Origin of the sequence: Geomesophilobacter sediminis (assembly GCF_016458275.1) — a bacterium.
Lineage (GTDB): Bacteria > Desulfobacterota > Desulfuromonadia > Geobacterales > Geobacteraceae > Geomesophilobacter > Geomesophilobacter sediminis.
Window position 1 is genome coordinate 15152 of record NZ_JAEMHM010000007.1, and the last position, 14050, is coordinate 29201.

18 protein-coding genes are annotated in these 14050 nt (G+C 58.8%); 7 read left to right on the forward strand and 11 right to left on the reverse strand.

Features of this window, described 5'->3' with window-relative positions; all coding sequences use genetic code 11:
• Nucleotides 1-163: 163 nt before the first annotated feature.
• The gene (locus JFN93_RS09425; protein WP_199383821.1) at nucleotides 164-619 is read right to left on the reverse strand and encodes a hypothetical protein; all 456 of its coding nucleotides are present in this window, start codon (nucleotides 617-619) and stop codon (nucleotides 164-166) included.
• Between the two features lie 444 nt (nucleotides 620-1063).
• Here JFN93_RS09425 and JFN93_RS09430 point away from each other — a divergent pair, with 444 nt between their 5' ends.
• The gene (locus JFN93_RS09430; protein ID WP_199383822.1) at nucleotides 1064-1324 is read left to right on the forward strand and encodes a hypothetical protein; all 261 of its coding nucleotides are present in this window, start codon (nucleotides 1064-1066) and stop codon (nucleotides 1322-1324) included.
• 152 nt (nucleotides 1325-1476) lie between these two features.
• On the opposite strand, the gene JFN93_RS09435 is transcribed toward JFN93_RS09430, so the two are convergent.
• Nucleotides 1477-2286: a rhomboid family intramembrane serine protease gene (locus tag JFN93_RS09435; protein WP_199383823.1), complete on the reverse strand. Its 810-nt coding sequence runs from the start codon at nucleotides 2284-2286 to the stop codon at nucleotides 1477-1479.
• A 470-nt stretch (nucleotides 2287-2756) separates the two neighbouring features.
• Here JFN93_RS09435 and JFN93_RS09440 point away from each other — a divergent pair, with 470 nt between their 5' ends.
• A complete protein-coding gene (locus tag JFN93_RS09440) occupies nucleotides 2757-4727 on the forward strand; it encodes an alpha-amylase family glycosyl hydrolase (RefSeq protein WP_199383824.1) in 1971 nt (656 codons plus the stop codon).
• A gap of 360 nt (nucleotides 4728-5087) precedes the next feature.
• Here the strand turns inward: JFN93_RS09440 and JFN93_RS09445 are convergent, their stop codons facing one another.
• Nucleotides 5088-5312: a hypothetical protein gene (locus JFN93_RS09445; RefSeq protein WP_199383825.1), complete on the reverse strand. Its 225-nt coding sequence runs from the start codon at nucleotides 5310-5312 to the stop codon at nucleotides 5088-5090.
• Between the two features lie 429 nt (nucleotides 5313-5741).
• Between JFN93_RS09445 and JFN93_RS09450 the strand changes: the two genes are divergently transcribed.
• Nucleotides 5742-6383, forward strand: a complete 642-nt coding sequence (locus JFN93_RS09450) for a hypothetical protein (protein ID WP_199383826.1) — start codon at nucleotides 5742-5744, stop codon at nucleotides 6381-6383.
• A gap of 199 nt (nucleotides 6384-6582) precedes the next feature.
• Here JFN93_RS09450 and JFN93_RS09455 read toward each other — a convergent pair whose 3' ends face one another.
• From JFN93_RS09455 to JFN93_RS09465, 3 genes are all read right to left on the reverse strand, one after another.
• Nucleotides 6583-7758, reverse strand: a complete 1176-nt coding sequence (locus JFN93_RS09455) for an MFS transporter (RefSeq protein WP_199383827.1) — start codon at nucleotides 7756-7758, stop codon at nucleotides 6583-6585.
• Nucleotides 7759-7938: 180 nt separating this feature from the next.
• Complete coding sequence (locus JFN93_RS09460) at nucleotides 7939-8490, reverse strand: DUF1697 domain-containing protein (protein ID WP_199383828.1); 552 nt, start codon at nucleotides 8488-8490, stop codon at nucleotides 7939-7941.
• A gap of 171 nt (nucleotides 8491-8661) precedes the next feature.
• Nucleotides 8662-8973 (reverse strand): winged helix-turn-helix transcriptional regulator, encoded by a 312-nt coding sequence (locus JFN93_RS09465; RefSeq protein WP_199383829.1) that lies wholly within the window; start codon nucleotides 8971-8973, stop codon nucleotides 8662-8664.
• Nucleotides 8974-9179: 206 nt separating this feature from the next.
• Here JFN93_RS09465 and JFN93_RS09470 point away from each other — a divergent pair, with 206 nt between their 5' ends.
• Complete coding sequence (locus tag JFN93_RS09470) at nucleotides 9180-9497, forward strand: hypothetical protein (RefSeq protein WP_199383830.1); 318 nt, start codon at nucleotides 9180-9182, stop codon at nucleotides 9495-9497.
• A gap of 156 nt (nucleotides 9498-9653) precedes the next feature.
• Here JFN93_RS09470 and JFN93_RS09475 read toward each other — a convergent pair whose 3' ends face one another.
• From JFN93_RS09475 to JFN93_RS09485, 3 genes are all read right to left on the reverse strand, one after another.
• Nucleotides 9654-10112 (reverse strand): type II toxin-antitoxin system HicB family antitoxin, encoded by a 459-nt coding sequence (locus tag JFN93_RS09475; RefSeq protein WP_199383831.1) that lies wholly within the window; start codon nucleotides 10110-10112, stop codon nucleotides 9654-9656.
• Between the two features lie 6 nt (nucleotides 10113-10118).
• On the reverse strand, nucleotides 10119-10295 hold the full coding sequence (locus JFN93_RS09480) for a type II toxin-antitoxin system HicA family toxin (protein ID WP_199383832.1): 177 nt from the start codon (nucleotides 10293-10295) through the stop codon (nucleotides 10119-10121).
• Between the two features lie 223 nt (nucleotides 10296-10518).
• The gene (locus JFN93_RS09485; RefSeq protein WP_199383833.1) at nucleotides 10519-11094 is read right to left on the reverse strand and encodes a flavodoxin family protein; all 576 of its coding nucleotides are present in this window, start codon (nucleotides 11092-11094) and stop codon (nucleotides 10519-10521) included.
• A 336-nt stretch (nucleotides 11095-11430) separates the two neighbouring features.
• Here JFN93_RS09485 and JFN93_RS09490 point away from each other — a divergent pair, with 336 nt between their 5' ends.
• From JFN93_RS09490 to JFN93_RS09500, 3 genes are read left to right on the forward strand one after another with little or no spacing between them, the layout of a single operon-like run.
• Nucleotides 11431-12126, forward strand: coding sequence for a PDZ domain-containing protein (locus JFN93_RS09490; RefSeq protein ID WP_199383834.1), 696 nt, complete (start codon nucleotides 11431-11433; stop codon nucleotides 12124-12126).
• Nucleotides 12113-12463: a PadR family transcriptional regulator gene (locus tag JFN93_RS09495; RefSeq protein ID WP_199383835.1), complete on the forward strand. Its 351-nt coding sequence runs from the start codon at nucleotides 12113-12115 to the stop codon at nucleotides 12461-12463. The genes JFN93_RS09490 and JFN93_RS09495 overlap by 14 nt, the downstream gene beginning before the upstream one ends.
• Nucleotides 12460-13191 carry a permease prefix domain 1-containing protein gene (locus JFN93_RS09500; RefSeq protein ID WP_199383836.1) on the forward strand — a complete coding sequence of 244 codons (732 nt, stop codon included), beginning with the start codon at nucleotides 12460-12462 and terminating at the stop codon, nucleotides 13189-13191. The genes JFN93_RS09495 and JFN93_RS09500 overlap by 4 nt, the downstream gene beginning before the upstream one ends.
• Before the next feature lie 29 nt (nucleotides 13192-13220).
• On the opposite strand, the gene JFN93_RS26075 is transcribed toward JFN93_RS09500, so the two are convergent.
• Together JFN93_RS26075 and JFN93_RS09510 are read right to left on the reverse strand one after the other, a co-directional pair.
• Complete coding sequence (locus JFN93_RS26075) at nucleotides 13221-13460, reverse strand: NAD(P)H-dependent oxidoreductase (protein WP_199383837.1); 240 nt, start codon at nucleotides 13458-13460, stop codon at nucleotides 13221-13223.
• 191 nt (nucleotides 13461-13651) lie between these two features.
• The gene (locus JFN93_RS09510; RefSeq protein WP_199383838.1) at nucleotides 13652-13999 is read right to left on the reverse strand and encodes a hypothetical protein; all 348 of its coding nucleotides are present in this window, start codon (nucleotides 13997-13999) and stop codon (nucleotides 13652-13654) included.
• Nucleotides 14000-14050 lie beyond the last annotated feature (51 nt).

Below are 14050 nucleotides of genomic sequence, written 5' to 3' on the forward strand. Positions count from 1 at the left end.
TCAGATCGATTGCCGCCTGCGCGGGGCCGATGCACAGTGACCGGTGGGGGCGGAAACGCAAAAAAGCCAGAACAGCCGGAGCCAGCCTGCTTTGAGCTGGGGTTCTGACAGTCCTGGCCCTGGTATTTCCCGGGTCCCGGGGTGTTTCCGGCTGTTACCGCGTCTACTGGATCGCTTTCGGTGCCGGGCTTGCGTCGGCGGTCTTCGCCCCCGCGGAAAGGAGGTTCACCGTCGTGGTCTCATCGAGCCGCCACATGGCTCCGGTGGCGGGGTCCACGATCAGGTACCCGATCAGCCCCCCGAAGACGAGGTTGCCGCCGAGGTACCAGCCGTTGATGTGCGCCTTGAACTCCGCTTCCGACGCCTGGTACCCTTCCTTGTTGCACACCAGTTTGTACTCCGCTTTGGAGAAATAGCCTTTGGAGGAGGAGAGGGTTACCGTCATCGGGGTCTCGCCGACCTGGATGGAAACCCCATTTTCCTTGCTGATGACGCATTTCGCCCCGGTCGGGTTCGACTGGATAGTCACCGGCCATTCCGACTTGCTGACGATACTGGCACAACCGGTAAGGGAAACGAGCGCCATCAATGCAACTGCCTTGGAAAACCTGTGAAACATAACAATCCTCCTTGAGTATTCACCGTCATCTGGTGTAAGGGTCCCTGTGTCATTGACAGGTAAGAATGAACCGGGAATTGTACAAATTACGTGCCAGCAGGCCCGGAAACGGAATGCGCGATAAATCAGCTGCTTAACTTGAGCCTTTTGTGCCGGTCCCCAGACCACTGACTGTCCATATTGTTACAGTCACAGCGAATCGGTCAGTTTTTCTGCTGATGAACTAATGACTTGCCGAGAAACTGTAACAAAATGGACATGTCCATTTTGTTACAGAAAAACGGAGCGGGCGGGGACGGTTGAGAGCTTACTTTTTCCGCGTCCCCTGCGGAGAGCCTTCTTCTCGGTCACGGTTTTGCTGCATTCATATGGTTTTTATGATATGACATTTCCGTCAGGCAGTTTGAAGATCGGACGGGGTTTCCGTCCCAGGAGGAGGAACAAGTGAAGAAAACAGCAGCAACCGTCGTCGCCGTCACCCTTTTGCTATCCGGAAGCGCCTTTGCGGGCGCCTTCTCGAGCGGTCCCGCGCTGTTGGAACAGCGCTGCGCCGTATGCCACCCGACCTCGAAAGTGAAGGTGCTGAAACGCACCCCCGCCCAGTGGGATGCCATCGTCACCGGCATGGTCAAAAAAGGGGCGAAACTCAGCCCCGACGAGAAGAAGACCCTGGTCAAGTACCTCGCGGACAACTACAAGCGCTGATCGCGGGTAAAACTTCCACCACGACGAAAAAAGCCTCCTGTTCCAAGGCCCGAGGGCCCGGCAGGAGGCTTTTTTCGTCTTCTTTAAGACCTCGGCTCCCTCGCCCTCCGGGAGAGGGCCGGGGTGAGGGAGCCCGGAGCGGAGAGGGTGCCTTACCCCGGGAAGACGCCGTACAAGGCCCGCAGCAGCACCGCAACGGTGATCACCCCGCAGGCGAGCGCCAAGGCGCGGTGCACCGGGGTCTCCTTCCGCTTTTCGTTGTACCCCAGAAGCATTCCCATGGCGATCCCGCCGACCAACCCGCCGCCGTGCCCCCAGTTGTTGACGCCGGGGACGATGATGCCGAAGATGAAGATGCTCATCACCCACCCGCTTACCTCCCGGTAGACCGCGTTCCCGTAATTTCCCCCCCGGTTTTTGCCGAAGTAGAGCAGCGCCCCGATCAGGCCGCACAGGGAGGCCGACGCACCTACGGTCAGCGGGACGCCGGCCACGTAGGAGACCCAGTACCCGAAGACTCCGCCCACCGTGTAGATGACGAACATCCGGCTGGCACCGAACTCGCGGACCACCCAGGGACCGATCTGGCGCAGGGCCAGCATGTTGAACAGGAGGTGCAGTACCCCGCCGTGGAGGTAGTTGGCGCTGACCAGGGACCAGATCCGTCCGTAACGGTCGATGGGGATGGTGCCGCTGGCGCCCAGAAGCAGCAGCACGTTGTTGCCCGGAGTGAGGATGCTTCCCGAGTGGCTCACGAAGTTGAGGATCAGCGACACCGCAAAAAAGACGACGTTTGCCGCCAAAAGGGCCGGTGCTACCCAATCGGTGCGCGCCGTGTCGCGGGTAGGCTTGAGCAGACGCCACCAGGGATGGGACCGGGCGGTGCCGCACCAGGAACAGGCGCTTTCGTCGCCGGCGATGATTTTTCCGCAATGAGGGCAGATGATGGCCCTAGGTGGCATGAGTAACCTCGCTGGTATCGTTTCCCGACATTATACGGGATATCGCGGGAGGCGGCTTGGGTAATCGGGTCCGTAAGGAATTATTCGCCGAAAGAAGGTCCGTCCTTTGATCCCCACTTTGGCAAAGGGGGGCAGGGGGGATTTGGTTTTGAGGTTCTCTGTTTTACTCTCTAAGGCCTGAACCTCAGAGGCAAATCCCCCTAAATCCCCCTTCACAAAGGGGGACTTTGTCGGGCTTATACCGCTGTAAAAAAATGGACTGTCCATTTTGTTACATCCTCAAGGATCACCGATAGCTACGGCCCCGATCGTAACAATATGGACACATGAAGGGAGGGCGGGGCGCATATTAATGCCATATCGGTCCCCGCAAGTATCCGGGAACAGGGCAATATAGGAAAAAGTTAACTGCTGGCATGGTTTTGGTACTGGGGAGAGGATGAGCAAAAACCCTCGCAAGGAGGTACTACATGGCGATAACGAGCATCCTAAGTCCCGAGTTAGGCCAGGCGGTAAAAGAGGCGCGCGAAGCGGCCCGGACCGGAAAGACCAAGTCGGTTTTTCTCGACGGCGCCACGAAGACCATCGGTTATCCCTTTCCCTCCCCCGAAGACTGGCGCGACTGCTGGATCTACTTCCTGATGCTGGACCGTTTCAACAACCCCGATGCCCCTCCGAACTCGACCCGCCAGAATGCCGTTCCCTGGAACGGGAAGTTCGGGTTCCGCCAGGGGGGCACCTTCAAAGGGGTGAAGGAGCAACTGGGCTACATCCGGGACCTCGGCGCCGGGGCGATCTGGCTCACCCCGATCCTGAAAAACGCCATGCCGGCCAACTGGGAGTACAACTACCACGGCTATGCCATCCAGGATTTCTTGAACCTCGACCCGCGCTTTGCCTCGGACGGCCAACTCGCCACCGCGGAGCGGGAATTCCAGGAACTGGTCGACGAGGCGCACGCCCGTGGCCTTTACGTCATCGTCGACATCGTCTTGAACCATTCCGCCCGGGTCTTCGACTATATCCTCAACGGCAACCTCACCTGCGACTTCGCCAACTGGAACATCATGAACGCCCCCCTGGGGCAGGAGCCACCCATCGACTGGATCGATGCCTCCGGGACACCGCACGACCACTGGGTGAACGACCTCCCCGCCGGCACCCCCCTTTCCCCCGACGACGTCATCTGGCCTTCCGACCTGCAGCTGAAGGAATTCTTCCGCCGGAGAGGGTCCAAACTGACCGATGCCCCGCCCCCCGACGGGTTCGTCCGGGGCGATTTCGGCAGCATGCGCCAGTTCGTGGTGGAGTATGATGCGGCGCATCCCCCCCAGGAGGCCCTGCTGGAGAAATACGGCCGGACCCCGGTGCTCAACATCCTGATCCGCGCCTACGAGCACCTGATCGCGAAATACGACATCGACGCCTACCGCATCGACACCGTCAAGTACGTGGCCCCCGACATGGTGCAGACCTTCGGCAACGCGATGCGGGAATTCGCCTGCAGCATCGGCAAGAAGAACTTCTTCACCTACGGCGAGGTCTACGATCAGGAAGGGGTGATCGACGATTTCATCGGCCGGCACAGCCCCGCGATCGACGGGTTCGGCCTGGACGCCGCCCTGGATTTCCCCACCTTTTACTCCCTCCCGAAAGCGGCGAAGGCCGGCGGCGGGGGCGGGGGGGGAGAGGTGGAGTCGGTCCGGGCGGTCTTCGAGAACCGGAAGAACGTGGAACGGGCCCTGATCAGTTCTCACGGCGAGGCCGGCAAGTACTTCGTGACCTTCCTGGACAACCACGACCAGAACGAGCGTTTCAACAACCCGGCGACCCCGCAGGACCAGATCACCCTCGGCCTGGCGGCGCTCTTCTGCGTCCAGGGGATCCCCTGCCTGTACTACGGCACCGAGCAGGGGTTGACCGGGACCGTGGATGCCAACGGGAAGCCGGACCTCTCCTCGCTGGAGTCGGTGCGCGAGGCGTTGTGGGGAAAGCCGGGCGCCTTCGACCGGCAAAATCCCCTTTATCAGCAGGTGCAGAAGATCGCGCTACTGCGCCGGGAAGAGGCGGCCCTGCGCTACGGCAGGATCTATTTTCGGCAGGTTTCCGGCAACGGGGCCGACTTCGGCTACTCGACCGGCCAGGGCGGGATGCTCGCCTTCTCCCGGATTCTCTTCGACCACGAGGTCGTCTTTGTGGCCAACACCAGCCCCACCTGCCAGTTCAACGGGCAGGTGCTGATGGATATCGATCTGAATCGGCCCCCGGTGACCTTTAACCTGGCCTACAGCAACGCCGGCACCGCCGGGCAGAAAACCGCCCGGATCGTCAGCCAGGCCAGGTTCTGGGAGGGGGGCAACCTGACCGGGACCGGCGATGCTGCCGTGCTCGATCTCACCCTGCGTCCCATGGAAGTGCAGATCTTCATCCCCAGCTTTTAGACTCCGCCAGGATCAGGGTCCATGAAGGGCCATTGCCGCGAACTTTGGCTCTCCTTGTTGGTCACGCGCGAGGGCGTGGATCGGGACGTGAGGGGGCAAAAGCCCGATGAAGTCCCCCTTTGCGAAGGGGGATTTAGGGGGATTTTCCTGTAAGGTTCAGGCCTTAGAGAGTTAACACCGAGAACCTCAAAACAAAGCCCTTGCCAAGGGGGGGAGCAATGGATGGGGCATAATTCCGGGAAAAAAGCCTCCTGCGACAGGTCTTGTGTCCCTGCGGCAGGAGGCTTTTTCGGCAAAATCGATGCTGGTTACCCTCGTTCCTCGGCGTGCAGCTGCGTTCGTCTGCGGACCGATCCGCTCTTAACGATACCGCATCAGGGTTTTGATCAGCGCCTCGATCTCCTCCAGCACCTCGTCCGGCAGTTGATCGACATTCACGATCCGGTTCAAAAGGTCGGCCTGGACGAAGCCGGGGAGAAGCTTGATGATCTCGCTGGCATCTTCCGGCTTGAGCCGGGCCAGGACGACGGCGATGGTCTGCGGGTGTTCCTGTAAAAGTCTCTTGGCAATGGCGCGGTAATCCATCTGGTTTGACTCCTTCGTCTGATTCAGGTTCGGACACCTGTATAAAACATCGGCGGAATCGCTTCAAACCATAGAAAAAATCTGAAAACCTCATCGGGACCGCTCGTTGGAATGGGCTGCGAGCACTGGATCGGGGTACTGAGGAAGGTGATGCCACGCGGTGTCGCCAGGCACGGGGAGGGGGCTCTTTGGGTTTCCTCCGGGGGGGCGACAGCTTCCCTTTTTCGCCGGGGGGCGAAATCGGTAGTGATGTCGAGGGGCTACCAGGAAGCAGGCGAGGTCCCACCTGGTTCCCGGGGAGGGGTCACCTGGTCCCCCCGCGGCCGGAGATGTTTTTCGGCTTGCCACTACTTCCGCTTCTTGACATAGCCAAACCTTGGGCTAGATTAGGTTGGAAGACGCTAATTAACCCGTTGAGTCGGAGGGGCCATGACCACAGATATCGTAGTCGATACCAGTAACTTGAGCGATCCTGTCTTCATTGCAAAAGTCCGGCTGGTTGCCACCTGTCTCGTCAACCACGAGGTCTTCAAGGATCCGCCGGACTTCATTCCAACCCTGGCTCACCTCGAGGAGGGTGCCCAGCGGCTGGAGGAGTTGTACGCGGCGGTGAAGAGCATGGACCTCTCGAAAGCCGGAGCCCGCAAGGAAGCCCGCGCGGACCTCAACCTCAAGTATGGGAGGGTGGGGCGCTACGTGGATCTTGCCTGCAACGGCGATCCCTCCCGGTTGAGGACGACCGGCTTCGACCTGAAGGTGAAGGGAAGGGGGGCGAAGCTCGTGCCGCTGACCGTGCTGCCGGCACCGGTAGTGCGGCTGACCCACGGTGCAGCGGGGGTGATCGTGGTTCGGGCCCGGAAGGTCTCTGCCGCGGCCAGCTACCAGGTCCAGGTGACCACGGGGGACCCTTCGGTGGAAGAGGGGTGGAGCGACAACGGGACCTACCAGACCTGCTTCGCGATCGAAATCGCCGGGCTTACTCCCGGCAAGACCTACGGGGTCCGGATGCGCTGTATCTCCGGCACCGCCTGCGGCCCCTGGTCCGTCCCCTGCACCCTGATGGCACACTGACCCTGCTTTCGCCCATGGCATGTGAAAAGCCTCCCGTTCCAAGAAGCGGGAGGCTTTTTTATTTTGGCCGCAGATGCACGGCGATGAGCGCAGATAGCAAATCCAACGTCCCCCCCTCCTGTCAAGGCCCGGGCGCGATTTGCGACGGACAGGGTGAGGATGGGGCTTCGACCTGCGTCTATCTAGCGGCCCAGCCGCTCTATATGCTCTCCGCCGAGAGCGCTCGATGCTTCCGGGCGCAGGGGAGCCAGCGCAGCAGGATGATGGCGCCGATGGCGGCGCCGCAGCAGGAAACCGCACCCCAGCCTCCCCAGGCATAGCAGGTGCTGGCGAGCAGGGAGCCTGCGGCGCCACCGATGAAGTAGGAGGTGAGATACACGGTGGTGATTCTGCTGCGGGCCTCGGCATTGCCGCGGTAGACCACGCTTTGGTTGGTGATGTGCAGCCCCTGCACCCCAACGTCCAGTACCAGCACGCCGCCGATCAGCGCCGCGAGGCTGTGCCCCCCAAGCCAGATGAGCCCGTAGGATGCCAATATGGCCGATCCGAAGAGCCCGGTGGCGAGGCGGGTGCCGCCGCTGTCGGCCAGACGGCCGGCACCGGAGGCGGCCAGTGCGCCGGCCGCGCCGGCCAGGCCGAAAAGCCCGATGGTGCTTTGGCTGTAAGAATAGGGAGGGGCGCTGAGCACGAAGGTGAGTCCGGTCCAGAAGAGGCTGAAGGCGGCAAAGGCAAGCGCGCCGTAGAAGGAGCGCTCCCGCAGCACCGGATCGGTCAGCGCCATCCTGCCGGCCGAGCTCAATAACTTAAGGTAAGGGGTACGGGGCCGGCTGGGGTCCGCCGGCAGGAACTTTACCAGCAGGGCGATCAGCACCGTCATGGCGCCAAAGGCGAAGAGGTAGACCGCGCGCCACCCGAAGGTTCCGGCGATCAGGCCCGAGACGGTGCGCGCCAGCAAGATGCCGAGCAAAAGCCCGCTCATCACGGTGCCGACGACCTTGCCGCGAATGGCATCGGGCGCCAGGGATGCCGCGAAGGGAACCAGTACCTGGACCGCGCAGGAAGAAAGTCCGACGCAGACCATGGCGACACAGAGAAGGTAGTAGGAAGGGCTGAACGCGGCGGCGAGCAGGGCGGCCGAGGTCAGGAGGCAAAGTCCGATGGTCAGACGGCGCCGGCTGAGCGCATCCCCCAGGGGGACCAGCAGGGCCAGCCCCGAGGCGTAGCCGATCTGGGTGATGGTTACCAAAAGCCCCGCCTGGGCGGTCGGCAGATGGAATGCGGCGGCGATTTCGGCCAGCAGCGGCTGGCTGTAATAGATGTTGGCAACGACCCCACCACAGGTCACAGCAAAAAGCAAGGTGAGCAAAGCGGACACGCGCGGACTCCTCCGGAGACAAGCAAAAGATCCAGGCAGGTTATAGTACGGCAGGTGGGGGGGCAAGGGAAAAAACGAGGTATACGACGGGGCTGGAAAAAATCTGGAACAGTCCGCAGATGCACGCCGATTAACGCCGATTGTGAAGCTATGGTCGCCTTCATCGGCGTTTACCTGCGTTCATATGCGGCTATGTTGGTTTAGTTCTGTTGCCATGGAAATCAGCTCTTGCATAGTGTTCCAGTTCCGGGCGGTTACCGGAACGCCCAGGCATCCCTCTATTTTGGACGCCAATTTGGATCGGCCGATCCCATCGGGAGCATAGAGGTAGCATACCTTCCCGATGACCTTGAATTGCTCCGACTTCGATTGGACCGCCGCCAAGGTTTCCCAATCGGGATGGCTCGGAACAGCATCCAGGAAGAAGAAATGCAACGCCTTTCCATCCTCGGTGCTAAAGGGATTATTGGCGAGCGCAGCCTGCAACTCGTCAAGGCCGAGCAGGAACACCTTCGGTTTGAATCCATGGGTTTCCGCGATATCGGAGCCGATTACATCCGCGAAGCTGTGGGAGAGGTTTTCCCTGCTCTGAAACACCACGTTGCCGCTTTGAATGTAGTTTTTTACCTGTTCACAACCGAACCGTTCCAGCACGTGGACCAGTTCCTTCATCGGCAGCATGTTTTTCCCGCCGACGTTGATCCCCCGGAAAAGAGCGATGTAGGTATGCATGTAAGTCACCGGTCAGAATAGTAGTTGCATAAAAAAAACAGTCCGCAGATGAACGCCGATAAATGCAGATAGCAAGGTTGTGGCCGCTTTCATCGGCGTTTATCTGCGTTCATCTGCGGATTGTTCGTAAGATGATTTGAATTCCTTGCTGTTCATCTAAGGTCCGGCCGCTCAGGCGCCGCGCAGCTCCAGATAGCTGGTGCCCCAACTATGCATCGCCTCGAAGATAGGTTTAAGGGTGTGGCCGAGTTCCGTGAGAGAGTATTCGACGCGGGGGGGGACCTCCGGATAGATCTTTCTGGCGACCAGGCCGTCAGATTCCAACTGGCGCAACTGCTGCGTCAAAACCTTCTGGGTCACCCCGTCGATTCCCCTGTTGAGTTCGCCGAACCGTTGTGTCCCTCCCAGCAGCAGATTTCTCACGATCAGAACCTTCCACTTGTCACCCAGCAGATTGACGGTTACCTCAATTGGACATGCCATCACCACAACTCCTTGCAATCACCCATTGGTTACCTCGCGGTAAGTATATGACTTTATAGTGCTTACTTGCCATAAGTTCGTTGCGGGCTTACTCTGCCTTCAAAAAACGGGAATTGCAAGGCCAAGGTATCAAAGGAAGTTTTTTTTCATGCAACAGCAAATGAACCCAGGCAGGAGAGCTGAGTGCCAGATGGAGGAGACAAGAGATGGTAGATAGCACCGTAATCGACGCATTCCACATGATGTGGGGACGTTTCCCGGAACCGGTACGTTTGATTCACAAGGACCGCAGGGTTTTGGCCGTCAACGAAATTGCGGCAAGCAGGGGAATGGAGGTAGGCGTCCACTGTTATTCATTCGGCAATCCCGAACTTCACAAGGAGTGCGGTGCCAACGAAGCGCTCGTCTCGAACCAGGGGCAGCGCATGAATGCGCCCGACGGTAGAGTCAGATTTTGGAGTCCGGTCAGCAACTGTCCGGACGTCTTTATCCACTTCGTGATATTCAGAGATCCGCAACCATGACAGTAGGGTGAGTGGGACAGAAGGGGGACGCTTAATTACATGGGTGTCCCCCTGTCTTGCCCAAAAAATCGGCAACTTAACCTCATCCTCACCCCGACCCTCTCCTTGAAGGAGAGGGAGGTAATCGCACCGGGGGGAGTTCAGGCTTGTTCACGGTCAATCACCCTCAGTGGTAATCGGTTTTTCTGCCCCCTTAATCACATCGAGTACCAGCTTTTTACCGAGGACCGCCAGTGCCGCCTCGATCTGTTCAATCCTGCTCTTATGGCGGAAAGATAGGAGCCGGTCCACCAACGTCGGGGCTATGTTCAACAGGCGAGCCAGATCGGCTTTCTTTTTTCCGCTCTCTAAGAGGGTGTTGTGCAGGATGAGCTTGGCAGTTGCGACGACCGGAAGAACGACGACCGGTCTACCTTCTGGGGGAGACGGATTGGGAACCGGAAGCCGCTTTTCCTGATAGACCTCCAGTGCCGACTCCAGGGCCTCCTGTGCCCATGCCAGGGCATCGTCCCGATCTTCACCCTGGGTGATGGCTTCCGGGATGTCGGGGAAGGTGACCACAAAGCCACCCTCTTCAGCGGGTTCAAGGTGGATAGGGTAGGCTAGTATCATCATGGCTCCTTATTTCAGGCCGAGCTGTTTCTTGATTGCCTCAACCAGACCCTTTTTCAGGTCGGAGTTGTGCATGGGGAGGATCGAGAAACGGTCGCCAAGATACACCTTGAGGTGGCTACCCTTGCCGGGCTCGAAGGTGCAGCCTTGCTTTTCCAGCCATTTCTTGAATTCCTTGCTGTTCATCTAAAGATTATATACAAAAATGTTTATAGGAACAAGGGGAGGCCGTCGACAGGGTATTCGAGGAGTGGATGCAGATCGCGAGGGTATTACCGCTTTCATCGGCGTTTATCTGCGTTCATCTGCGGACTGAACTTAAAGATGCATGCTCCTTGAGCGGTGTAGGGGGCGTCCGTTTCGCACGGTCCAGACGTGATGAGGACGTGCTTGAAACGGTGGGGGGCGATCAGGTACCAACCAGGGATGAACCGATCTCCTTCATAGCGGCGTGCAGATCCTTTCTTTCGCGGGCCGGTTCGTTTCGCATTCCGGCCACCACATGCACCCCTTGTACGTCGAACTCCAGCAGCTCAAACATGCGTTTCGTGTAATCGATATACACCTGGAACATGGCGGAATCAGGATTGCCCTGGGTGAAGACGAGAATCAGCTTCTTTTTCACGGCGCTTTCTTTGAAGTGCGGAGAGAAGCGCGGGGAGATTTGGGCGAACAGCCGATCGGTGAACATCTTCGCCTGGGCGCTCATCTGCCCCATGTAAATCGGCGAGCCAAGAATAAGGACGTCAGCCTCCTTTAGCGCGCCATAAAGCTTCTGCATGTCGTCGTTGATGACGCAACCCCGATCATGATCCCCCCTGTGACAGCCCAAACACCCGCCGCACGGTCTGATATCCAGATCGCTGAAATACCAGGATTGAGTTTGCGCGCCCTTTTCCTTCGCACCTTCGAGTATTTTGTCTATTGTCCACGCGGTATTGCCTTCTCGTCGCGGACTTCCGGTAAATCCGATGATTTTCATCATTTCTCCTCTATACGCAACGCAAGCTGATGGGAGCCCTACATCAAAGAGTGCCGTAGGTTACCACGTGCTACCGGCAATGTCACTTGGTCAAGTCACCTTGTTTATGGCATTCGGTTTGCCCCTGCAAAAATAAACTTCCCGGTCCCGATGAACCTTGAAAGAGCAATTGGGTATGCAGGTAAGTACCGATCACGATAGGTTAGATGTCGCGATTCGGCCTTTTCCAACTCCTAGTGGGTCTGCAGCTTCAACCAGCTCTGCGTCGCGTAAGAGTGGTTGACATGCCTAAAAGCTTTAGGTATAAATATGCCTATCAACTTTAGGTATGGAGGGGGCATGACAACGATGCTAAGGTACGCGGCGATTGTTATCATGGCGGGGTTCTTGGCCGGCTGTGCCGGCCATTCCCAGCTGCAACGGGGTTGGATGGGGGGCGAGCTGGAAAATGCCCGGTCGGGGTGGCTCAAGCCGGACCCGTTCCAAGGAGATACCACTATCCCGGTATTGCCCGAGTCGGTGCGTCAGGCGCAAAGCGGCGCGGTGCTGGTGGTGCGGCTCGACGGAGAGACCCCGCTCGGCGCAGCCGGAATCGTGCCGGGTGACCTCATCACCCGCGTCGACGGGGTTTCGGTTACCGATGCGGCGGACCTTCGGGAAAAAATCGACCGGGTGGCCCCTGGCACCACGGTGCAGCTGTCGATATACCGGAAGGGGAGCGAACTGCAGCGGGAGGTGGTGGTTGGTCGGGAGACCTACCGGAAAATCGGCACCCTCAGCATAGGGCTCCGGTTCTCCCCCGAGATCGACCTCAAGGCGAGTACCAATTTTTCCCTCTTTTCGCTGTTGAGCTTCCACAACAACGACAAGCGGAAGAACCTGAATTCTCCTGATGTTGCCTACCTGAGCGATCTGTCCAAACCGGTGCCGGCGGAGAACCCGCTTTGGGAGGTGTGGCTGGGGATTGTCGGGGTGGGACGGCACGAATCAATTTTGAAACAGGAGACGGTAAAGGTGGCAAATGGCAAAATCTGATAAGAAAAGAGGGGCGTCTTTCCTGAACGGGGTACCGAATCTGCTGATCCTCAAGCTCCTTTCGCGGCGGGAGATGTACGGTTATGAACTGGTGCGTTCGATCCAGCAGGCTTCCGGGGAGGCGCTCGTCTTCGCCGAGGGGTGCATCTATCCTTTGCTGCACGTCTTGGAGGAGGAAGGTTGCATCAGCAGCCGCGAGCAGGCGATCAACGGCCGCACCCGGCTCTATTACCTGCTCACCGGCAAGGGGGAGCAGCGGCTGGCGGAAATGGAACGGGAATGGGATCGCGTGCGACAGGGGGTGGTCCAGGCCCTGAACTGGGAGCCAGTGTCATGACGGCGGACGAACTGCAGCAAATGACCCGAACCCTGATCCGCAGGGGAGTCCCGGTAGCGCAGGCGCGGCGCCTGACCCGGGAGTTGGCCGCCCACGCCGAGGACATCGAGGAAGAGTTGCTCCTTTCCGGTGCCTCGCCCGAGGAGGCGCGCCGTAAGGCGAGGGTGCGGCTGGGGAATGCGGGAGAGCTTGTCGACACCTTCTGCCGCAGCTTCGCCGAGGCCTCCGTCTTCGGGAGGTTCCCGCTGCTCACGTTCGTGCTGTTGCCCGCGCTCTCCTTTGCCCTGATTCCGATTGGTACCATCGGGGTGGGCAAGCTTGGGAACTTGGTGCTCGACTACCTGCAACTGCATGGGATCACCTATTCCTATCTGCAGATCCAGGATTTCGATCAGAGGTTTTTTCAGGCGTACACCGCGATTTTTTCGATACCGATGTCGCTTGTTTTCGTAACACTGTGCTCGCGACGAGTCCGGAGCATGAAGTGGGGCGCGGTTGCCGCGACGATGCTCTCGATCGGAGGAGCCTTGGCCGTGGCCAGCCTGAGCATCGCCCCCCCTTTGCGACCTGGCGCCTACGTTTCCGGCAACCTCTCCCTGGGTTTCGGTTTCTCCGGCACCTTGACCGGGGAGCAGTGGCTGCGGGCGGTGGTTCCGCTGCTGGTGTTTCTGCTGAGCTACGCCGGCAACATACGGCACGGCTATCTAGTGCGGGGGCGACGGTCCTGAGTGGGAAGGGAAGGGGGACATCCATGTAATTATGCGTTGCTAGCTGGGAAAAACGCATAATTGCATGGGCGTCCCCCTGTTTTGCCCCGATCATGGTCCCCCCTGTGACAGCCCAAACACCCGCCGCACGGTCTGATATCCAGATCGCTGAAATACCAGGATTGAGTTTGCGCGCCCTTTTCCTTCGCACCTTCGAGTATTTTGTCTATTGTCCACGCGGTATTGCCTTCCCGCCGCGGACTTCCGGTAAATCCGATGATTTTCATCATTGCTCCTCTATCCGCAATGCACGCTCTTAGAGCCCTACATCAAAGAGTGCCATAGGTTAGCACGTGCTACAGGCAATGTCACTTTGCCAATGGCATTCGGTTTAGGCACCGCAAAAAGGATGAGGAGGGAGTTTTGAGCCGGAATCGGCGGAGTATAAAACTTTCCCGATGCCCTCTGCGACGAATCTTATTTATAACTCGCCGTAAAACAGAAGGTTAAGTGCAAGCCCCAGAAGAATGCAGGAGCCGCCCGCTGCTCCCAAAAGAAGGCAGATGTCGTAGCTTTTATTCATTTCCTGCCATTTCTCCGGTGTTCGCGCAAAGTTAAGCTGAGGAAACTTCTGATCAAGCCTTAGATCATATTCTCCGGGGCCGACGTTACCGGCTCCCATCGCGGCCATCCCGCCAATGATGATGGTGAGGAAACCACCCCAGACAAGAACGGTGCCGAACCTCTCCGACCCTCCAACAGCGATAAAAGCCGATAGGACCACCACAGCAGCATCGATATAAAGCATCCATTTGAGGAACTTTTTCATGGTCAGTCCGAACTAGAGTTGAGCGACAACTTTCCGGGACCGGGTCTTGAC